This window comes from Sinomonas notoginsengisoli (assembly GCF_021554725.1).
Taxonomy (GTDB): Bacteria; Actinomycetota; Actinomycetes; order Actinomycetales; family Micrococcaceae; genus Sinomonas; species Sinomonas notoginsengisoli.
In genome coordinates this window covers 166399-185283 of the sequence record NZ_JAIZDP010000004.1, presented here as the reverse complement: position 1 = coordinate 185283, position 18885 = coordinate 166399, and the positions used below count along the sequence as shown (strand labels likewise).

Below are 18885 nucleotides of genomic sequence, written 5' to 3'. Positions count from 1 at the left end.
GCGGCACTCGTGTTCAATAACGTCTTTGCGCTCGCTGCTCGTTTCCGGCTCAGCGGTGGAACGCCCGGTAGGCCTCTGCTGCCGCGGAGTGAAGCGGGATCCCGGTGGTGCTGATGAGGGTCTCCGGGCTCAGGAACTGCACGCCGAGGCTTGAGGTCGGCACGAGCTCGCTCGCATGGTTGAGCAGCAGCTCGACCGTGGCACGGACGGCGTCTGCAGAGAGGCTTTCCTGGCACAGCAGCAGGTTGGGGGCGCCGACCGTCCACGTGGACGGGATGCCCTGGTAGGCGCCGGCGGGGACACGGACCCGCTCGTAGTACTCCCCGAATCGTGTGCGCGTGGGCACGACCAGGGCTGAGAGGTCCAAGAGGGCGAGGCCCACCTCCCGTGCCGTGGCGGCGACTGCGGCGGTGGGCACGCCGCCGGACCAAAACAGGGCGTCGATGGCGCGCTCGCGCAGGGCTGCGAGCCCCTGGTTGAGCCCGAGAGTGTTCTCCTGGACCACGGTCCCGGCGGCCTCGAGCAGCCGATGCGCGGTGAAGCTGGTACCTGCCCCCGTCGCGCCGACACCGACCCTGCGCCCGGCGAGGTCCGTGACTGCCGCAATCCCGCTGTCCGCGCGCACCAAGCAGTGCACATAGTTCTCGTATACCCTCCCGAGCGCCACGAGCCGTGGCGTGCCGGGCGAAGACGACGAGGCGTGGGCGCCAATGCGGTCTGCCGCAGTGTCCGCGAGGGAGATCCCGAGCGTGGCCCGGCCCTGGGCTAGGCGATCGAGATTGTCCAGGCTGCCGCCGGTCTCCACTGCCGAGGCATGTGCGGCCACACCATGGCGCTCGAGGGAGTGGGCCAGGAGTGTGGCGAACTCCAGGTAGAAGCCGCCCTGCTCGCCTCCCGCCACCGATATGGAGTCAAGGACGGGACTCGGGGCACAGGCCGCTGTGGCGGCGCCGACCAGGGCTAGGCCTCCCGCAGTCACGCTTGTGCGCAGGATGGCCCTGCGCGTGAGGACCCTCGGTGGGGAGGAGGCGGTGTCTGCGAAGCGGGGGAGTTCACGCATCGGTTCCCTCCCCCTGGACGCCGGTGAGGTCCGCGCCGCCGGAGGGGCCGGCGTCGTGCGGGGCAGCGTCCCGGCGAAGGACGGGGAACTCGACCCGGGCGACGAGCCCATGGGGCTCCGCGTCAGCGAGAACGAGTCGGCCGCCGTTGGCGGTCGCGAGCTGGTCGACGATGGACAGGCCGAGGCCCGTGCCGCGCGTCCCAAGGTGGCGCGGCGAGCGCCAGAACCGTGTGGTCGAGGCGGATCTCTCCTCGGGGGTGAGGCCGGGGCCGCGGTCAGCAATCTCTATCACGGCGCTCGTGCCGTGCAGGGAGGCGGCGGCCCGGACGTGCGCCGGAGAGCCACCGCCCATGGTCCCGTACTTGACGGCATTCTCGAGCAGCTCGCCGATGAGGTCCGCCAGGTCGGAACGGTTCGCGAGGACCCGGACCGGCTGCGCAGGCGCGTCTGCGAGCTCGAGACGTGCGCCGGCGAGCTCCGCGGCGGGCATGGTGTGCTCCACGGCCTCGGCGAGCACCGCCCACACGTCCAGCACCCCCGCACGCTCTCCGAGCGTCCCGCCGCCGGGGATGGCGCCCTCGCGCGCCCGGTGCTCGGCCGAGGCCAGCCGCAGGAGGCCGTCGAGAATCTCCTCGACGTGCTCGAGCTCACGGGTCATGCCTGCGGCGGCGGCCTTCTGCGCCGGGGTTTCCAGGGCGAGCCCCAGCAGGTCGGTGCGCAGCCGCAGCGCCCCGATGGGGTTGCGGAGCTGGTGGGACGCGTCCGCGATGAGCTGGCGCTGCGCCTCCATGCTCGCCCCGACATGCTCGGCCATGGCCGAGAAGGCCCGCGAGAGCTGCTGCAGCTCTGGCGGACCCTCCTCGCGCAGCCGCATGGGCCTCCCGGTCTCCTCGAAATCGGCAACAGCGGCCGTGAGCCGGTGCACGGGCCGCAGTACCCAGACGGTGACCCGCTCCGCGCCGGCCACGAGGAGGGCCGCGACCGCGATCGCCCCGAGGACCACGAGGAGCCAGCGTTCCCGCAGTGTCTGCTGGGCGGTCCTCAGATCGACCTCGAGCGCGGCCTCCCCGAGGACCTGGCTCGCTGTGCCGAACGAGCGCGCGACCACCTCGGAGCCCGGGCCGAGCGGCTGCACTGATGCGAGCGTGGTGTCGTTGAGGTTCAGTCGGGCGCGGGCGAGGGCATCCCGGACGTCTGGCCGGTCCGCGCTGAGGCCGGCGGAGGTGAGCGTGGCCTGCGGCGTGCGCACCACCACGCCTTCGCCGTAGAGCTCCGAGTACCGGTCCATCTCGCGCTGGAGCGGGACGGTGTCTCCGCTGGACGCGGCGTCGTCGGCCACCTGCGCGAATCGGTTCAGGGCCGCTACCCGGCTGATCTGCAGCTCCTGCGTGAGCTCGCGGCCCACGGAGGCGAGGATCGCAGCAGACACTGCCACGACCACGATGATCGCGAAAAGGCTCAGGATGCCCAAGACCCGCAGCCTCACGGCTGGTCCTCGGGCCCCCGGCCCGGGGGTCCCTCGACCCGGTACCCGACGCCGCGGACGTTGATGATGAAGCCCGGCAGCTTGAGCTTGGAGCGCAGCCCGGTCAGGTGGACGTCGAGGGACCGCGACGAGGCGACGAAGGCGTCACCCCACAGCGTGTCGAGGATCTGCTCGCGGGTGACGACCGAGCCGGCGTTGCGGGCCAGGAGCGCGAGCAGCTCGAATTCGGTCGCGGTGAGGTTCAGTTCCCGGCGGCCGACGGCGGCCACGCGCCTGTGCAGGTCGATGCTCACCTCGCCGACCTCGAACCCAGGCGGCTCGGTGCCGCCGGCCCGGGCCGCGCGACGGCCCACCGCCTCGATGCGGGCCAGGAGCTCGGCCAGCTTGACCGGTTTGACGAGGTAGTCGTCCGCGCCGGAGCGCAGGCCGAGCACAACGCTGCGCTCGTCGTCGCGCGCCGTGAGGATCAGGATCGGTGCCAGGCTCACCTGCCGGAGCTTGCGCAGCACCTCGAGGCCATCCATGTCCGGCAGGCCCAGGTCGAGCAGGATCGCGTCATGCTCCCGGTGGGAGAGCAGCGCATCCGCACCCCGGCTCACGCGGGTGGCCCGGTGGCCGGCCGAGGCCACCGCCGCCAGCAGCGCCGAGGCCATGGCGTCGTCGTCCTCGACGATCAGCACCCGCATAGCCCGTTTCCCTCCGCTGTCCACGGCCGAGACTACCCGCTGTGGCCAAGACTTAAGGAAGTGTTAGGACTTGTCCGCCCGGCTTGGGCTGTGTCCGGCGTCACCCCTAGCGTCGAGGGCATGACCATTGCACAGACTCGCGGTGGTGGCGCCGCAGCGACGCGGCGCGCCATCACCAACACCCTGAAGGGGTCCGCGGGCAACCTCATCGAGTGGTACGACCTGTACGTCTATGCCGCGTTCTCGGCGTACTTCGCGACCTACTTCTTCAACGCCAAGGATCCCGTCCAGGCGCAGATCGACGCGTACCTGACGTTCGCCCTGACCTTCCTCATGCGCCCGGTGGGCTCGTGGTTCTTTGGCCGGTACGCCGACCGGCGTGGCCGCAGGGCCGCGCTCACCCTCAGCGTGAGCCTCATGGGCGTGGGCTCCCTCCTCGTCGCCGTGCTGCCGGGCCTCGCTCAGATCGGCGTGTGGTCCACGGTGCTCCTATACCTCTCGCGACTCCTCCAGGGCTTCTCGGTGGGCGGCGAGTACGGCACGGCCGCGACCTACATGTCCGAAGTCGCCACGGCCAAGCGGCGAGGATTCTTCTCGAGCTTCCAGTACGTGACGCTCGTGGGAGGCCAGGTGCTCGCGCTCCTGACCCTCGTGATCCTGCAGAACGTGCTCTCTGACGCGGACCTCAAGGGCTGGGGCTGGCGCATCCCGTTCCTCATCGGCGCCGTTGCCTCGCTCATCGTCCTGTGGCTGCGCCGCACCATGGACGAGACGATCTCAAAGGAGCAGGTGGCGGCGGCAAAGGGCGGGGAGTTCGAGGCAATCCAGCCCGGCACCCTCAAGCTGCTCTTCACGAAGCACTGGAAGCCGTTCGTGATCGTCGTGTTCCTCACCATGGGCGGAACGTGTGCGTTCTACCTCTACACGACCTACATCCTCAGCTTCATGAACAACGTCTCCCACATCCCGAAGACGCAGACCTCGGTGATCAACTTCTGGGCGCTGTTCGTCTACATGATCCTGCACCCGCTGTTCGGGCTGCTCTCGGACAAGATCGGCCGCAAAGCACAGCTCATCGTGTTCGGCGTCCTGGGCGCGATCTTCACCTGGCCCATCATGTCCACCCTCGCCGGGGTCAAGGATCCGTTCATCGCGTTCCTGCTGATGCTCGCCGCGCTCATGATCGTCATCAACTACACGTCCATCAGCGCGATCGTGAAGGCCGAGCTGTTCCCCGCATCGGTCCGCGCCCTGGGCGTGGGCCTCGGCTACGCGATTGCTAACTCCCTGTTCGGCGGGACGGTGCCGTTCATCGGCGAATGGCTCTCGAGCGCCGGACACAAGGAGTGGCTGTTCACCTATGTGACGGTCACGATCCTCGTCTCGCTGGTCGTGTACGTCTTCTTCCTTCCGAACAAGCAGAAGGAGACGCACCTCGACGAGGACCTCACACCTGTCGATCCGGTCGGCGCCCCAGCGGACGACGACGGCCGCTCTGGCGCGCGGATCCGCTGACCCTGGGCGTGTGCCCACCAGATCCCGGGTGCTCGCGGCTGCTGGGGGCCGCGGGCACTCGCGTGAGCGGGGCTGTGCGTCGGCTCGACAACGCATCACCAGCGCTCCAGCTGGCCGTGGGAGAATACCTGCCGTGAATTCCCCGCCGCGCTACGCGTCCATCGGCAGCCCCGTCCACGGCATCGTCCTCGCGGCCATGGCCATCGAGCATGCCGTGCCCAGCTACGGTGCCGCGCAGGGGGAAGCGGCACTGGTTCTGTGAGGCGCGCATCCTCCGTCTGGCTGCTCCTCGTCGCCATCGGGCTCATCGCAGTGAACATGCGAGGCCCGTTCGTTGCGGTGGCCCCAGTCGCGAAGCCGCTGTCCGCCGATCTCGCCCTCACCCCGGGTGAGCTCGGCCTGCTCACGGGCATTCCCGTGCTGTGCTTCGCACTCGCAGCGCCGCTGGCGTCCCTGACCGCGCGGAAGCTCGGGGCCGAGGTGGCGGTGACGCTGACTCTCGCTGGGGTGCTGGCGGGTGTGGTGATCCGCTCGGTGGATGGCACCGCGGTGGTGATGCTCGGAACGGCGCTGCTCGGCGTCGCCATTACGATCGGGAACATCGCGGTGCCCCTCATCATCCGGCGCGACTTCACCAAGGAGCGCCAGGGCATGGCGATGGGCGTCTACACGGCGGCACTCAACGTCGGCTCCTTCGTGACCTCCGTGGCGACCGCGCCCTTGGCCGAGGCGACCGGCTGGCGCGTTGCGCTCGCGGGCAGCGCCGTGTTCGCGGCGGTCGCGGCAGGGTTCTGGGCCGCCGCCACGGGGCTGCGCGCGTTCAGGCCCGAGCCGGTCGCATCCGAGGCCCAAGCACACGACGGCGCCGCCGCGCCCGCGCGCCGCAGCTTCGCCGCCGTGACCATCGCCCTCCTCCTCGGCTTCGGGGGACAGGCGTTCTCCTACTATGGGCTGACGGCCTGGCTCCCGAGCCTCCTGAGCGATGAGCTCGGCCTGACACCGTCCGCGGCCGGTGCGGGCGCATCCCTCTTCCAGATCGTCGCGATTCTCGGCGCCCTCGGCGCGCCGCTCCTCGCACGCTATGCGGGGGCCATGACGACCGTGGCGCTTCTCGGTGTCCTCTGGATCTCGGTGCCCGTGGGGCTCCTCGTGGCACCCGAGCTGTGGCCCCTGTGGTCGTCCTTCGGCGGTGCCGCGCAGGGCGGCGGGATCACCCTCATCTTCACAGAGATCAATGTGATCGCCCGGGACCAGGTCTCTGCCGGGCGAATGTCCGCGATTGTCCAGGGGTCCGGCTACGGCCTGGCGGCCGCGGCGCCGACGCTGCTCGGGTGGATCCACTCCGCGTCCGGGTCTTGGACGCTTCCGCTGGCGGTGGTGGCGGGGTCGGTGCTCGCGTTCATCGTCGGCACGACGGCTGCCGTCCGGGCCGCGGCGCGGCACCACTGAGGTGCGCGCGCGGCGGGGGGTGCGCCGGCCGGCGTCGTGCGTGGCGCCAGGCATTCCTACGGTCGGGACGGCCCGCGCAGGGACATGACCCCTCAACGGGGGTGGTGGGAGGTCAGCGGTAGTACCGCCCCAGGGTCTCGGCCTTGAACTCGTGAAACGTTCCGTCCTCGATCGCGTGGCGGGCATCATCGACCAGACGGACGACGAACCGCTCGTTGTGGATCGAGATGAGCGTGTGCGAGAGCATCTCGGACGCCTTGTACAGGTGCCGGATGTAGGCGCGCGAGTAGTTGGCGCACGTGTAGCAGTCGCAGCCGTCCTGGAGCGGGCCCCAGTCCCGCTTGTACTTGGCGCCGGAGAGGTTGAGGCGGCCCTCGGCGGTGTAGAAGGCGGAGTTGCGGGCTACGCGGGTGGGGGAGACGCAGTCGAACGTGTCGGCGCCGGCCTCGATGGCCACGAAGATGTCGTCCGGCTCGGAGATCCCCAGCAGGTGCCGCGGCTTGTCCTCGGGGAGCTCCTCCGAGCACCAGCCCACGATCGTGCCCAGGTTCTCCTTCTCGAGGGCGCCGCCGATCCCGAACCCGTCGAACGGCATCGCCCCGAGGTCGTGGCAGGCCTTGCGGCGCAGGTCCTCGTACTGCGCGCCCTGGATCACGCCGAAGAGAGCCTGGTACGGCTTGCCCGCGCGCTCGTCGGTGAGCCGGAAGTGCTCCACGACGCAGCGCTCCGCCCACTTCCTGGTCCGCTCGAGCGCCTCCTCCTGGTAGCCGCGCGAGTTATGGAGGGTGGTGAGCTCGTCGAAGGCGAACATGATGTCCGCGCCGATCTGGTGCTGGACCTGCATCGAGATCTCCGGTGTGAACCGGTGCCGGTCCCCGTTGAGGTGGCTCTTGAACCACACGCCGTCGTCGTCGATGTGGGCCAGACGCTCCTTGCCCGGGGCGACTGCATCATCGGCGCTGGCAGCGCCGTGGGCTGTGCCATCCCTCCGGGGGCCCGTCATGTCGATGACCTTCTTGAACCCGGACCCGAGGCTCATGACCTGGAACCCGCCCGAGTCCGTGAACGTGGGGCCCCGCCAGTTCATGAACGTCCCCAGCCCGCCCGCCTCGTCGAGGATGTCCGCGCCCGGCTGGAGGTACAGGTGGTAGGCGTTGGCGAGAACCGCCTGCGCGCCGAGCTCGGCGATCGACTCCGGCAGGACCGCCTTCACTGTCGCCTTCGTGCCCACCGCGATGAACGCCGGTGTCTGGACGGTGCCGTGCGGCGTCGTGATCGTCCCGGTGCGCCCGAGCGAGGGTGCGCCGTCCGGCCCAACAAGGCGTGTGCCCACCTCAAAGGAGAATTCGGACTGGCGAGGGTGGGCCCGGGGGCTCGGGACAGGCACGGCGGGCGCGGGGGCGGAATCTGGCACCCGTCTAGTCTGCCACCGAGGTCCCCCGCGCGAAGATCACTTGATCGCTCGCCGCTGACCTCTCAGCGCCCTCACTTTGAAACTATTGGCGGCACGGCGGCAGGGCTTCCCGCAGAGGCTCCCGGCGGAGTGACAATGCTGGCTGTGGACACTGCGGAGAACCATCAGGTGGTCATAGCGGGCGGCGGACCGACGGGGATGATGCTCGCGGCGGAGCTCGCCCTGGCGGGCGTCGACACCGTGATCGTCGAGCTCCGCGCCACCCATAAGGTCGAGGGCTCCCGGGCCGGCGGCCTGCACTCGCGGACCCTCGAGGTCCTTGACATGCGCGGCGTCGTCGAGCGGTTCCTCGAGGCCGGCCAGACCCTGCAGATCACGGGCTTCGCCGGGATCCCGCTCGACGTGAGCGACTTTCCCACGCGCCACCCTTACAGCCTGGCGCTTGGGCAGGGCGAGATCGAGCGCATCCTGGGCGAGTGGGTCGAAGAACTCGGCGTTCCCACCCTCCGGGAGCGCAAGGTAACGGCCTTCACCCAGGAGTCGGGCGGCGTCGTCGTGCGCCTCTCCGACGGCGCGGAGCTGCGGGCGGACTATCTGGTGGGGTGCGACGGCGGCCGCAGCCTCGTGCGCAAGTCCGCGGGCATCGGGTTCCCGGGCTGGGACCCGTCGGTCAGCTCGCTCATCGCGGAGGCCGAGGTGGACGAACAGCCTCAGCGCAGCATCCGGTACACCGAGGAAGGAACGCAGGCGATCGGGCCGATTGGCGGCGGCCCGCGGGTACGCGTCGTCCTCACGGAGAAGTTTGTTGGGCAGGCGGATGAGCCGACCCTCGACGACGTCCGCGGGGCCCTCGCCTCGATCTGGGGCACCGACTTCGGCATCCACAGCCCCACCTGGATCTCCCGGTTCACAGACATGACCAGGCAGGCCGAGGCGTATCGGAAGGGGCGCGTTCTGCTCGCGGGGGACGCCGCCCACGTGCACTACCCGGTGGGTGGCCAAGGCCTCGGACTGGGCGTGCAGGACGCCGTGAACCTCGGCTGGAAGCTCGCACAAGTGGTCACGCGCACCTCGCCGGAGAGCCTGCTGGACACCTATCATGCGGAGCGGCACGCGGTCGCGGCCCGCGTCCTGCAGGCCACGATGGCCCAGACGGCACTCACCCGCCGCGACGCGCGGATGGACGCCCTCCGCGGCACGATGACTGAGCTGCTCGCCATGGATGAGCCTCGCCGGAGCTACGCGGGCCTGCAGTCCGGTCTCGACATCCGCTATGATCTGGGCGCCTCGGACGAGGGGCATCCGTTGGTAGGGCGCCGCATGCCCGACCTGGCCCTCGTCACGGCCGACGGGCCGTGCCGCATGTTCGAACTCCTCCGCGAGGGCCGCCCTGTGCTGCTCAATCTCGCCGGGCGCGGCGCGCTGGACGGGGCGCCGCGGCCGGACGGGGTCCAGCTCGTCGACGCCGCATACCACGGCGCGTGGCATCTTCCCGTGGTCGGCGAAGTCCAGGCTCCCGATGCCGTGCTCGTGCGGCCGGACGGCTACGCCGCTTGGACCGGAGAACCGAACGGTTCCGGGCTCACGGAGGCGCTGGCCAGATGGTTCGGGCTAGACGTCAGCGCACCGCGCCCGGGAACTGGGCGATGATTCCGGTGCTCAGGAGGTCTGCAAGCATGAGCATGTGCGCCTCGGCCTGGTCGTAGGCCGTGATCCCGGGCGCGTAGTTGCCGGTGAGCTCGTCGGTCGCGTACACGATGGTCTGGTCGATGTGGCCCTTCATCATGTCTCGTAGGGTCGCCTGCGGCCAGTTCTTCGGGTTGGCCGAGGAGAGGAAGTCGGCGATCGCGTTGGCGTTCGCGTACACCGCCGCGGTCGCCGTCTGCACGCCCGCGGAGTCATTGGACTTGGCGGCCTGCAGGAGCGCGACGAAGCCGTTGATGTGCTCCTCGAGCAGCCCGGTCAGGCGGTTTGCCGCCGCATCGCCGTAGAAGGGCCTGATGGCGTTGCCGATGTCGGCCTGATTCTGCAGGAGCCGCGCGGCCGTTGCGCCGAAGCCGCCTGAGCTGGCGGCGAAGTCCGTGATCGCCATGCGCGTCCACTCCATGTGCTGGTTCCACAGCAGGCGCATCGCCATGCGGAACCGCATCTGCGCCGCGGGGACGGAGCTGTCACTCACCTGACCCACCGAGGCCACGGCCGCGGCATCGTGGGTGAGGTGACCCGCCGCCGTCGTGCCCGACGAGCAGCCGGCGAGCCCGCCGCCGAGGGCCAGTGCCGCGACGAGCGCGACGGCTCCCAGCCGCCCACGCGATGTTCTGGTTTCCATAGTGCTCTCCTTCTCTGAGGGGGCTCGCGCCCGTGCACCCTTAGTGGCGCCCGAGGCCGCAGTCTTACCGGGGTAAGAAATGGCCGCCGGGTGACACTCACGACGTATGAGCATTCAGTGGGACGCGGAAACGCGCAGCGGGGCGGGGGTGCCCCGTGATGAGGGACAGCACATCGTGGCCTGGCGCGCCCGCCTGCTCCGCGAGGCCGGGTTCACTGCTACTCTGGCGGCACGGATGGCCTCCTCGCGGGGCGTCGACATCCACGAACTCCTCAACCTGGTGGACAGGGGATGCCCGCCGGAGCTCGCGGTCCGGATCGCCGGGCCGCTCGACCTCGGACCCGAGAGGTGAGGCTGTGGACGGGATCAGGTCCCCCAGCACAGCACCGTCCCATGCCGGGGGAGCGCACGACGGCGCCGACTGGGTCGCGCTACTCGGCTCGCCCGGGCCGGGGCACCAGGAGGCCCTCGCGCAGCTCCACGCGCTCCTGACGAAGGCGTGCCGCCACCAGATCTCGCTCATGTCCGCGCATCTGCCGCCGATCGGCGTCGTGCGCGTCGAGGAGATCGTGAACGAGGCCGCCGACGAGGCGATGGTGGCGGTGCTCGCGAAGCTGCCCACCTTCGAAGGCCGCAGTCGCTTCACGACCTGGGCGTACAAGTTCGGCATCCTGTACGCCGCGGTCGGGGTCCGGCGGAACCTGTGGCGGCACCGGGACGTAGAACTCACGTCGGTGCCCGAGCCGCTGGCCCGGATGACCTCGCCGGAGCAGCTGGCCGAGGGGCTCGAGCTCTCGGCCGCCGTCAACGCCGCGATTCGCGATGCCCTCACCCTGCACCAGCGACGGGTGGTCATCGCCCTGCTCATCGACGAGGTGCCGATCGACGTCCTCGCCGAGCGGCTCGGCACCACCCGCAACGCCCTCTACAAGACCCTCCACGACGCCCGGGCCCGGCTTCGACGGCACCTCAGCGCCGCCGGTTACCTGCCCGAACCGCCCACGCCTGCGAAGGTGACGCCATGACTTCGCCCCGCCGGGACATTAGCCCGGATACCCTCCAGCGGCTCACCGTCGCCGCCGAGCCGTGGCTCTCCTGCGACGACTGCTTCGAGCAGGTTGACCTGTACGTCGAGCTGCTCCTCGACGGCGAGACGGACACGCTCCCCGGACTCCGGGCCCATCTGACTGCGTGTGCCGCCTGCGCGGAGGAGGCGCGGTCACTTCTGGTGCTCGCTGCCGCAGACGCTGGCCTCGATCCCGAGGAGGCGCTGCGGCGGCTGGGATAGGCCGGGCGGCGCTGAGCCTCGGGCACCACCGTCGCGGTCCTCGCCCACACGCGGCTGCCCCAGCCGAACGGATCTGCTGCCCTTTTGAGGCAGTTCGAAGCCGGCCTGGGAACCTCTCCTAGGCCCAGCCCCTTCCCCTTCAGCACGTCGCGCGGTACAAATGCCCCGGGGGACATGTGAACGACGTCCGGCATCCTCCACCCCGGGGGGCCCGCCGGGCGGGACCAGAGGAGGCCTCGTGTCCGGATCCACCGTGCCGACCCGCGCTACACCGACCCGCGGGCCGGCCAAACCGCTGCCCTACGTCGTGGCGGGCATCCTGCTCGCGGCGGCGATCGTGCTCCCGCTCGTGCCACAGCTGTACTCCTTCGACAAGCCGCGCTTGGGCGGGATGCCGTTCTTCTACTGGTACCAGCTCGTCTGGGTGCCCATCTCCGCGGCGTTGAGCGGGAGCGCCTACTGGCTCGTCACCAAGGAGGACCGCCGACGGCGCGAGGTCGTCCGCGGCGGTTCGCCCGGTGTGGGCGGTAGTTACGACACCAGTGCAGATGGCTCGACCGCGGCTGGCAAGCACGCGGCGTCGTCCGATGACCGGACGGACGAGGGAGGCGAGAAGCGATGAACAGCCGTTCAATCGACTGGGTCGCGCTCATCATCGTGATCCTGCTGTTCCTCATCGTGGCCGTGATGGGTTTCATGGCCGCCCGGTGGCGCAGGTCGAAGGAGGAGACCGGCCTCCACAGCCTCGATGAGTGGGGCCTGGGCGGGCGTGGGTTCGGCACGTGGATCACGTGGTTCCTGCTAGGCGGAGACCTGTACACCGCCTACACCTTCGTGGCCGTGCCCGCCGCCATGTGGGCCACCGGCGCTGTGAGCGGCTTCTTCGCGGTGCCGTACACCATCGTGCTGTACCCGATCATCTTCATCATCATGAGCCGCCTCTGGTCCGTCTCGCACCGGCACGGCTACGTCACCAGCGCAGACTTCGTGGGTGGGCGCTACGGGAGCCGCGCGCTGTCCCTCGCCGTCGCAGTCACGGGCATCGTGGCGACCATGCCGTACATCGCCCTGCAGCTCGTGGGCATCAAGGCCGTCCTGACGGTCCTGGGCCTGGGAAGCGCGGAAAACGCCCTGCTGACCGACCTGCCGCTCATCCTCGCGTTCGTGGTCCTGGCCGCGTACACGTACACGTCCGGCCTGCGTGCGCCCGCGATGATCGCCGTAGTCAAGGACCTGCTGATCTACCTCGCGGTGATCGTGGCCGTGATCTACCTGCCGATCAAATTCGGCGGGTGGGACACGATCTTCGGCGCGGCGCAGACCAAGCTCGGCACCGTGAGCCAGGCCACCGGCAAGCCGGCTGGCGTGTTCATCCCGTCCGAGAGCAGCTACTCGGCGTACTGGACGCTCGCCCTCGGTTCGGCGATGGCGCTCTTCATGTACCCGCACTCCGTGACCGGCGTGCTGGCCTCGAAGGCGCGCAACACGATCCGCCGCAACGCCGCGATCCTCCCGCTGTACTCGCTCATGCTCGGGTTCCTCGCGCTGCTCGGGTTCGTGGCGATCAAGGCCGGGACCAAACCGATTGACCTCGACGGGTCCACCAACCCGCAGCTCGTGGTGCCGCAGCTGTTCCTGGATCACTTCCCCTCGTGGTTCGCGGGCATCGCGCTCGCCGCCATCGCCATCGGCGCGCTCGTGCCGGCGGCGATCATGTCCATCGCAGCGGCCAACCTGTTCACCCGCAACGTGTACCGGGACTTCTTCAAGCCGGACGCCGATCCGAAGACCGAGGCGAACATCTCCAAGATCGTTTCGCTCGTGGTCAAGGTCGGGGCGCTCGTGTTCGTCATCGCCATGGACCAGTCAGCGGCGATCAACATGCAGCTTCTCGGCGGCATCTGGATCCTGCAGACCTTCCCCTCCGTGGTAGGTGGCCTGTACACGCGCTGGTTCGACAGGTGGGCGCTGCTGATCGGATGGGCTATCGGCATCGCCTTCGGCACCATCTCGGCGTACAACGTGGTCAACCCGACCACGCACGCACACTTCGGCGGGTCGGTGTCCCCGATCCCGGGCACGGACTTCCCTGTGTACATCGCGGTGTCCGCGTTCGCGCTCAACCTGATCGTGGCCGTGGTGCTCACGCTGGTCTTCCGGGCGTTCAAGGTGCCGCAGGGCATCGACAAGACCCGGTCGTCCGACTACGCCGCCGACGAGACGGATCCCAAGGTGAGGCAGATCGAGGCGACGGCAGGGCCGACCAGCCCGCTCGCCTAGCCCCAGGCGTTGAGTTGAGGGGTCATATCCCTGGCGTGAGCGTCACGGGATATGACCCCTCACCTTGCGGCCTGCAACCGCCCTTCTGGCTCCCGGGCTCCGGTGGGGCTAGGCGCGGATGGCACCCAGCTCGACCTCGATGCGCCGGTCGAGCTCATCGTCGGGAAATGCCTTCGAGCCGCCGTGCGCCCGCAGGTGGAGGAGGTTCGCGAGGCGCAGGATCCGCCACGCGCGCTCCTCGCCGTGGTCCTTCGCTTCGACCGCGCGCGAAATCTCCGTGTCGTACAGGTTCGGCTCGTTGAGGATGCGTTCGCGCACCCGCTCGGCCATCTTCGCGCGGAAGGGGTCGGATTCCGCGGTGTCAGGCTTGCGCAGCAGGGCGTCGTACACCTCGGAACGCTCGGTGCTGCCCTGCTCCTTGGCCAGATGTGATGCGAGGCCGAGCGCCGCCTCGATCGAGGACCAGCGGGCAGGATTGCCGTCGTAGGGCAGCACCGCCAGAATGTCAGCGACCTTGAGGGCGCTGTCCACGTCCGACTGGCCCACGTACAGCTCGTACGCGAGGTCCTTGAGGTCCTTGAGGCAGGCTCCGGACTTGACGTTGATGCCCTTCGCGAGGCGTTCTGTGAGCTCGTGGACGGCCTGGCGGCCCGGATGGGCCTGGTCGATGGCCCGCATGAACTCCTCGGGCTTCTCCATGGGTGCGGGGAGTCGCTTGAGAAGGTCGGGGTCCGCGCCCTCCGGACCAGCTGGGGCGGAGCCGGGAACGATGACGACGTCCCCGGTGTCCAGGGTGATCTCGGCCGGGGCCCGGGGTGCGGGTGGCTGCGGCGCAGGCACGGTGACGTCCGCGGGCGACGGCGAGGGCTCACCCTCGTGCGCGGGCGTGCCGGCCTCGGCGTCAGGCGGGGTGCTTGCGCGCTCTGGCGCGGTGCCTTCGGCGGGGGCGGTGGGCCCGGAGAATAGCAGATCAGCCGGCCGGGGGACGCGGCCGCGGAAGATTTTCACCCGGGTCCCATGGGCCACCCGGAGGTTCGTGTGGTTGTCGAGGACCGCAAAATACAGCGCCGGCCGGCCGTAGTCGTCCAGCACGGTGTCCACCTCGACAATCTCGGCACTGTCCTCGCCCTCAGGCAGGAGCAGGCGCAGGCCAGGCTTGAGCTCGTGGGCGTCGATCTCGTGGAACTCCTGGGTTCCGGGCCGCTCGTGCGGCCCCGAGCTGTCATGCATCTGGGTCCTCCGTGGTGGCTTTCGGTCCGCCTCTACCTTATAAACAGTTGGTAACGGCCGGGCTCAGGCGCGCGGGAGGCGGGGCAGAAGGCGAACCTACAAGGCGATGCCTGCGAAGGCCAGGGCCTGCCGCACGAGCTCGCCCTTTCCGCCCACGAACTCCATTTGCACCGGCCCGCTGAGCGCCTCGGCGGGGGACATCCAGGTCAGCTCGAGAGCGTCCTGCCGCGGCTGGCACTCGCCGGCCACCGGGATCACGTACGCGAGGGCGACGGCGTGCTGCCGCTCGTCCGTGAACCCTGTCTGCGACGGCGACGGGAAGTACTCCACCACGGTGAACGGCACGGGACTCACGGGAAGCTGCGGGAGCGCGAGCGGCCCGAGGTCCTTCTCAAGGTGGCGCAGGAGCGCGGCGCGCACGGTCTCCTTGTACAGCACCCGCCCCGAGACGAGGCTGCGCATCATGTTGCCCTCGTCGTCGGCCTGGAGCAGGAGGCCCACCTCATTGACGTACCCGAGCGGGTCGAGGCGCACGGGCAGCGCCTCGACATACAGGATGGGCAGCCGATTCCGTGCCTCGTAGAGGTCCTCCGGGGAGAGCCAGCCGGGATACGGGTCGGGGGTGCGAACTGCCATGCCTACAGTTCTACCGCATGGCGCCGGGGGCGGTCAGGATCGTGACTTCGCTTCCGTCCGAGGTCGGCACGCGCAGACGCACGACGCCGTCTGCTCGCCCCGGCGCCCCGCTCCCCCCGGCTTCGGGTTGGGGCGACCAGCCGTGGGAGGCAAGCCGGTCGGCAAGGGCGCCCAGATCGCCGTCGTCCTCGAGGAAGAGCCCGCCCGCACCGAGGACGCGGTGGCCGCGCGCGGCTAGGACGCCGCCGTTCTTCGCCGTGAACTCTGCGGGATCGCGCTGGCCAGGGGAGTCGGTGCGGGGGCGGCCCCCGATGGCGGCGAGGGCGGCGGCCGCGCCCGGTACATCCGGAGTGAGCCACTCCATGTGCACAGTGACGTTCGGGTCTGCCGCGGTGGAGGTGACCGCGTGGCTCGTGGGTTCGGCGAGGAAGCTGAAGCCGTCCGGACCTGTGACGCGCACCCGCGGGCCGGTGATGGTGTCCTCGACGTGTGCCCGGCCGCCGTCCTGGACCATGCGCCGCACGAAGGTGCCGGGCTCACGGATCTCGACGCTGAACGCTGTCATGCCGTCCCCGGGCGAGCCCGCCGAAACCGAGCGGAGCCGCACGCGGCCGCTACCGGCGTCGAGCACCACCCAGCTCTTGCCCTCCTCGGTCGCCACGAGGCCGATGTCCTCGAGCAGCCGGCGGAGCTCGGGCAGGGCCGAGGTGTAGCGGGTGGGGTGGGCGCGGAGCATCGAGGGTCCTTTCAGATGCACCTATCGTCGCATCGCTGCGCTTCCGTGTGCCCTGGGCCTTGTGCCCTAGACGACGCGCCGCAAGGCTTGGCGTCATGGCCCTCGATCTTCCAGAGCTCCTGGTACCCGACGCTTCCGCATGGCGCGAGTGGCTTGCCGAGCACCATCGCTCGAGTCCCGGTGTGTGGCTGGTGATGCACAAGAAGGGTGGGGCCGTCACGGAACTGACGTACGAGCCGGCCGTTCTCGAGGCACTCTGTTTCGGGTGGATCGATGGGCAGCTGCGCACCCGGGACGCCGAAAGCTCGGCGATCCGGTTTACTCCGCGGAGGGCGAAGAGCCGCTGGTCTGCGACCAATGTGGAGCGGGTGGGCCGGCTCGAAGCTGAGGGGCGGATGGAGCCGGCGGGTTTGGCGGCGGTCGAGGCCGCGAAGGCCGACGGGCGGTGGGAGACGGCCTATGACGGTGCAGCCAGCGCCGAGGTGCCTGCAGACCTTGCGGCGGCGATTGCCGCCGTGCCCGCGGCCCAGGCGATGTTCGACGTGCTCACGTCGACGCATCGCTATGCCCTAATCTACCGGACCACGTCCGTCAAGAAGGCCGAGACGCGGGCACGCAAGATCGCCGAGTATGTCGAGATGCTCGCTCGGCAGGAGACCATCTATCCGCAGAAGAAGCGCCCGTAGCCTGTGCCTGGGCCCGGTCATACGGGCGGGGAGCAGGTCAGGAGGCCAGGGCCTGCGCCAGCACCACCGCCGACGCCGCGCTCCACGCCTGCGGCCAGCACGCGGCGGGGTAGGCCAGGGCAAGCTCGGACTCGCCAGTCCCGACCCCGGAGAACAGTTCCGGCAGCCCATTGCCGAACGACTCGGATGCCCGGACCAGCCCCCGTGCCACCGAGGCGGCCTCCGCCCGGAACCCCTCGGCGAGCATGCCGCGCACGGCGATCGCGGTGTCATGCGCCCACACTGAGCCGCAATGGTAGCTCAGCGGCCAGTACCCGGCGGCCTCCGTGGAAAGCGTCCGGATCCCGAACCCGCTGAACAGCTCGGGACCCAGCAGCCGGTCCACCACGAGCCGGGCCTCGTCGGCGTCGAGCAGCCCGGTGCCCAAGAGGTGCCCCATGTTGGAGCCAGGGGAATCGAGGGGAGTGCCCGCGGCATCGAGCGCCATGGCAGGGAAGCGCCCGGCGGCGTCGTCCACCCAGTACGCTTCGCGGAATCGCTCCTGCAGCCCGCCCGCGAAGTCCCGCAGAGCCGAGGCCTGCCCCCGAAGCCCCTTCCCGCCCCCGGGCTCGCGCAGTTCCTCGAACAGCGCAGCAGCCTCGAGCGCGGCCTGGTGTGCATAGCCCTGCACCTCCGCTAGCGCGATCGGGCCCTCGGCCCGCCGCCCGTCGAGGAACTGCATCGCATCCGCCGAGTCCTTCCACCCCTGGTTGCTCAGGCCGTGGCCCGACTCGTCGCGGTACGCGAGGAACCCGAGCGGACCCGTGCCGGCATTCAGCAGCCAGTCTGCGGCCCGCCGCGCCGCGGGCAGGAGCCGTCGCACCGCGTCGGGCGCCCGGCCGGTGCGCCAGAGCTCGCCGAGGAGGCAGAGCCACAGCGCCGTGGCGTCCACGGTCCCGTAGTAGACAGGGGGCAGGCGCAGCTGGTCGCCCCCGGGCCCGTTGTCCACGACCAGCTCACGCGCCCTGATCTCATGGGGGATCTTCCCGGGCTCCTCTGCGGACTCCACGGCTCGCTCCGTGCCCTGATACGCCGCGAGCGCGTGCAGTGTCCCCGCGGCCAGCGCGCTGTCCAGCGGCAGCAACAGGCGCGCGGCCCACAGCGAGTCCCGCCCGAACAGGGTGAAGTACCACGGAGCCCCGGCGGCGAGGAACGGCGCATCCGGGAGCCGGGTGGTCGCGACCCGCAGTCCCGCGAGCTGGTTGAGGGACTTCGCCAGCAGACGCCCCACGGCACCCGGCCGGCCCTCCTCCTCTGCGCCGGCATCCGCAGCGGCGCGTACGATGGCGCCCGCATCCTCGAGCGCGGCACTCCACTCCGCGTGGAAGGGCTCTCCGCGCCGCAGGGTCGCAGACCACGAGAGGGACGGGTGGCCTGAGGGGAACCCGTCCGTGTCGTCGGAGTCCCGGTCGATCGAGGTCACGAGCTGCGCACCGGGCGTCGCTGGGGTGATCGCAGCCGACTGGTCGTTACGCTCCCAGACCAGCCGCCCGGCGTCGTGTGTGGGCTCCGCAGGTTCCCCAGGCCGCCCGACGCGCACGGCATCCATCGGAGCAAAGTCGGAACTCACGTGTACGGCGAGCGTGCAGGCACACTCGGGCAGGGACGTGCTGAGCTCGATCCGGTGCCGCACTGCACCCGGCTCCACCGTCCAGACCTGGACCACCCGGACCGCAGGGTCCAAGGTGGGGCCCGCGATGTTCCGTGCGAGGCCCTCGACCGTGATCCGGTTGCCCCGGACCACCACGCCCACGGGCTGCGGCTCCCCGCCGTCCACCGTCACCAGCGCCCGGTCCAGCAGCCGGGTGTCCGCGTGGAACACGCCCGTGAGCCCGGCGGGATCCGGCGCAAGGCGGCCCTCTGGGCTGAGCCAGAGCTGCGACGGAGCGGCCACGGCCACGTGCTGCCTGTGCAGGGAGGGCTGCAGGGACGGCTGGGGGAGCGGGCTCATGCCGACACGCTACCGCCGGGCACCGACATCCGAAACAGGCGGGGAAGCCCCTCCCCAGCGATTCCCAGCTAGCGCCGAGGTTTCTCCCGGGATCCTCCAA

At 70.2% G+C, this 18885-nt stretch carries 19 protein-coding genes; 10 read left to right on the top strand and 9 right to left on the bottom strand.

Features of this window, described 5'->3' with window-relative positions:
• Nucleotides 1-49: 49 nt before the first annotated feature.
• From LF262_RS09640 to LF262_RS09630, 3 genes are read right to left on the bottom strand one after another with little or no spacing between them, the layout of a single operon-like run.
• The gene (locus tag LF262_RS09640) at nucleotides 50-1060 is read right to left on the bottom strand and encodes a TAXI family TRAP transporter solute-binding subunit (RefSeq protein ID WP_235780085.1); all 1011 of its coding nucleotides are present in this window, start codon (nucleotides 1058-1060) and stop codon (nucleotides 50-52) included.
• A complete protein-coding gene (locus LF262_RS09635) occupies nucleotides 1053-2546 on the bottom strand; it encodes a sensor histidine kinase (protein WP_235780084.1) in 1494 nt (497 codons plus the stop codon). Before LF262_RS09635 ends, LF262_RS09640 begins: the two co-directional genes overlap by 8 nt.
• Nucleotides 2543-3232 (bottom strand): response regulator transcription factor, encoded by a 690-nt coding sequence (locus LF262_RS09630; protein WP_235780083.1) that lies wholly within the window; start codon nucleotides 3230-3232, stop codon nucleotides 2543-2545. The genes LF262_RS09635 and LF262_RS09630 overlap by 4 nt, the downstream gene beginning before the upstream one ends.
• A gap of 120 nt (nucleotides 3233-3352) precedes the next feature.
• Between LF262_RS09630 and LF262_RS09625 the strand changes: the two genes are divergently transcribed.
• From LF262_RS09625 to LF262_RS09620, 3 genes are all read left to right on the top strand, one after another.
• Nucleotides 3353-4747 carry an MFS transporter gene (locus LF262_RS09625; protein ID WP_235780082.1) on the top strand — a complete coding sequence of 465 codons (1395 nt, stop codon included), beginning with the start codon at nucleotides 3353-3355 and terminating at the stop codon, nucleotides 4745-4747.
• A 133-nt stretch (nucleotides 4748-4880) separates the two neighbouring features.
• Nucleotides 4881-5009, top strand: a complete 129-nt coding sequence (locus LF262_RS16950) for a hypothetical protein (RefSeq protein ID WP_268933735.1) — start codon at nucleotides 4881-4883, stop codon at nucleotides 5007-5009.
• A 56-nt stretch (nucleotides 5010-5065) separates the two neighbouring features.
• Nucleotides 5066-6196 (top strand): MFS transporter, encoded by a 1131-nt coding sequence (locus LF262_RS09620; protein ID WP_235780180.1) that lies wholly within the window; start codon nucleotides 5066-5068, stop codon nucleotides 6194-6196.
• Nucleotides 6197-6308: 112 nt separating this feature from the next.
• On the opposite strand, the gene tgt is transcribed toward LF262_RS09620, so the two are convergent.
• On the bottom strand, nucleotides 6309-7610 hold the full coding sequence (gene tgt / locus LF262_RS09615) for a tRNA guanosine(34) transglycosylase Tgt (RefSeq protein ID WP_235780081.1): 1302 nt from the start codon (nucleotides 7608-7610) through the stop codon (nucleotides 6309-6311).
• A 144-nt stretch (nucleotides 7611-7754) separates the two neighbouring features.
• Between tgt and LF262_RS09610 the strand changes: the two genes are divergently transcribed.
• Nucleotides 7755-9260: an FAD-dependent monooxygenase gene (locus LF262_RS09610; protein ID WP_235780080.1), complete on the top strand. Its 1506-nt coding sequence runs from the start codon at nucleotides 7755-7757 to the stop codon at nucleotides 9258-9260.
• Here the strand turns inward: LF262_RS09610 and LF262_RS09605 are convergent.
• On the bottom strand, nucleotides 9229-9939 hold the full coding sequence (locus tag LF262_RS09605) for a hypothetical protein (protein WP_235780079.1): 711 nt from the start codon (nucleotides 9937-9939) through the stop codon (nucleotides 9229-9231). The genes LF262_RS09610 and LF262_RS09605 overlap by 32 nt on opposite strands.
• Before the next feature lie 106 nt (nucleotides 9940-10045).
• On the opposite strand from LF262_RS09605, the gene LF262_RS09600 reads away from it, so the two are divergent.
• From LF262_RS09600 to mctP, 5 genes are all read left to right on the top strand, one after another.
• Nucleotides 10046-10291: a hypothetical protein gene (locus LF262_RS09600; RefSeq protein WP_235780078.1), complete on the top strand. Its 246-nt coding sequence runs from the start codon at nucleotides 10046-10048 to the stop codon at nucleotides 10289-10291.
• A 4-nt stretch (nucleotides 10292-10295) separates the two neighbouring features.
• On the top strand, nucleotides 10296-10964 hold the full coding sequence (locus LF262_RS09595; RefSeq protein ID WP_235780077.1) for an RNA polymerase sigma factor: 669 nt from the start codon (nucleotides 10296-10298) through the stop codon (nucleotides 10962-10964).
• Entirely contained in the window at nucleotides 10961-11227 is a 267-nt protein-coding gene (locus LF262_RS09590; RefSeq protein ID WP_235780076.1) for a hypothetical protein, read from the top strand. Before LF262_RS09595 ends, LF262_RS09590 begins: the two co-directional genes overlap by 4 nt.
• Before the next feature lie 238 nt (nucleotides 11228-11465).
• The gene (locus LF262_RS09585) at nucleotides 11466-11849 is read left to right on the top strand and encodes a DUF3311 domain-containing protein (protein ID WP_235780075.1); all 384 of its coding nucleotides are present in this window, start codon (nucleotides 11466-11468) and stop codon (nucleotides 11847-11849) included.
• On the top strand, nucleotides 11846-13507 hold the full coding sequence (mctP, locus tag LF262_RS09580) for a monocarboxylate uptake permease MctP (RefSeq protein WP_235780074.1): 1662 nt from the start codon (nucleotides 11846-11848) through the stop codon (nucleotides 13505-13507). Before LF262_RS09585 ends, mctP begins: the two co-directional genes overlap by 4 nt.
• A 108-nt stretch (nucleotides 13508-13615) precedes the next feature.
• Here the strand turns inward: mctP and LF262_RS09575 are convergent, their stop codons facing one another.
• The 3 genes from LF262_RS09575 to LF262_RS09565 form a co-directional block, all read right to left on the bottom strand.
• Nucleotides 13616-14737 carry a DUF6707 family protein gene (locus tag LF262_RS09575; protein ID WP_235780073.1) on the bottom strand — a complete coding sequence of 374 codons (1122 nt, stop codon included), beginning with the start codon at nucleotides 14735-14737 and terminating at the stop codon, nucleotides 13616-13618.
• A gap of 96 nt (nucleotides 14738-14833) precedes the next feature.
• The gene (locus tag LF262_RS09570; protein WP_235780072.1) at nucleotides 14834-15373 is read right to left on the bottom strand and encodes an NUDIX hydrolase family protein; all 540 of its coding nucleotides are present in this window, start codon (nucleotides 15371-15373) and stop codon (nucleotides 14834-14836) included.
• A gap of 10 nt (nucleotides 15374-15383) precedes the next feature.
• Entirely contained in the window at nucleotides 15384-16109 is a 726-nt protein-coding gene (locus LF262_RS09565) for a YbhB/YbcL family Raf kinase inhibitor-like protein (RefSeq protein WP_235780071.1), read from the bottom strand.
• A gap of 95 nt (nucleotides 16110-16204) precedes the next feature.
• Here LF262_RS09565 and LF262_RS09560 point away from each other — a divergent pair, with 95 nt between their 5' ends.
• Nucleotides 16205-16795: a YdeI/OmpD-associated family protein gene (locus tag LF262_RS09560; protein WP_235780070.1), complete on the top strand. Its 591-nt coding sequence runs from the start codon at nucleotides 16205-16207 to the stop codon at nucleotides 16793-16795.
• A 37-nt stretch (nucleotides 16796-16832) separates the two neighbouring features.
• Here the strand turns inward: LF262_RS09560 and LF262_RS09555 are convergent, their stop codons facing one another.
• On the bottom strand, nucleotides 16833-18785 hold the full coding sequence (locus LF262_RS09555) for a glycogen debranching N-terminal domain-containing protein (RefSeq protein WP_235780069.1): 1953 nt from the start codon (nucleotides 18783-18785) through the stop codon (nucleotides 16833-16835).
• Between the last annotated feature and the right edge of the window lie 100 nt (nucleotides 18786-18885).

Excerpts from the sequence above, each read along its gene's own strand:
- LF262_RS09640 (WP_235780085.1), bottom strand. The coding sequence starts at position 1,060 with ATGCGTGAACTCCCCCGCTTCGCAGACACCGCCTCCTCCCCACCGAGG.
- LF262_RS09630 (WP_235780083.1), bottom strand. The coding sequence starts at position 3,232 with ATGCGGGTGCTGATCGTCGAGGACGACGACGCCATGGCCTCGGCGCTG.
- LF262_RS09625 (WP_235780082.1), top strand. The coding sequence starts at position 3,353 with ATGACCATTGCACAGACTCGCGGTGGTGGCGCCGCAGCGACGCGGCGC.
- LF262_RS09620 (WP_235780180.1), top strand. The coding sequence starts at position 5,066 with ATGCGAGGCCCGTTCGTTGCGGTGGCCCCAGTCGCGAAGCCGCTGTCC.
- LF262_RS09605 (WP_235780079.1), bottom strand. The coding sequence starts at position 9,939 with ATGGAAACCAGAACATCGCGTGGGCGGCTGGGAGCCGTCGCGCTCGTC.
- LF262_RS09600 (WP_235780078.1), top strand. The coding sequence starts at position 10,046 with ATGAGCATTCAGTGGGACGCGGAAACGCGCAGCGGGGCGGGGGTGCCC.
- LF262_RS09590 (WP_235780076.1), top strand. The coding sequence starts at position 10,961 with ATGACTTCGCCCCGCCGGGACATTAGCCCGGATACCCTCCAGCGGCTC.
- mctP (WP_235780074.1), top strand. The coding sequence starts at position 11,846 with ATGAACAGCCGTTCAATCGACTGGGTCGCGCTCATCATCGTGATCCTG.
- LF262_RS09575 (WP_235780073.1), bottom strand. The coding sequence starts at position 14,737 with ATGCATGACAGCTCGGGGCCGCACGAGCGGCCCGGAACCCAGGAGTTC.
- LF262_RS09570 (WP_235780072.1), bottom strand. The coding sequence starts at position 15,373 with ATGGCAGTTCGCACCCCCGACCCGTATCCCGGCTGGCTCTCCCCGGAG.
- LF262_RS09565 (WP_235780071.1), bottom strand. The coding sequence starts at position 16,109 with ATGCTCCGCGCCCACCCCACCCGCTACACCTCGGCCCTGCCCGAGCTC.
- LF262_RS09560 (WP_235780070.1), top strand. The coding sequence starts at position 16,205 with ATGGCCCTCGATCTTCCAGAGCTCCTGGTACCCGACGCTTCCGCATGG.
- LF262_RS09555 (WP_235780069.1), bottom strand. The coding sequence starts at position 18,785 with ATGAGCCCGCTCCCCCAGCCGTCCCTGCAGCCCTCCCTGCACAGGCAG.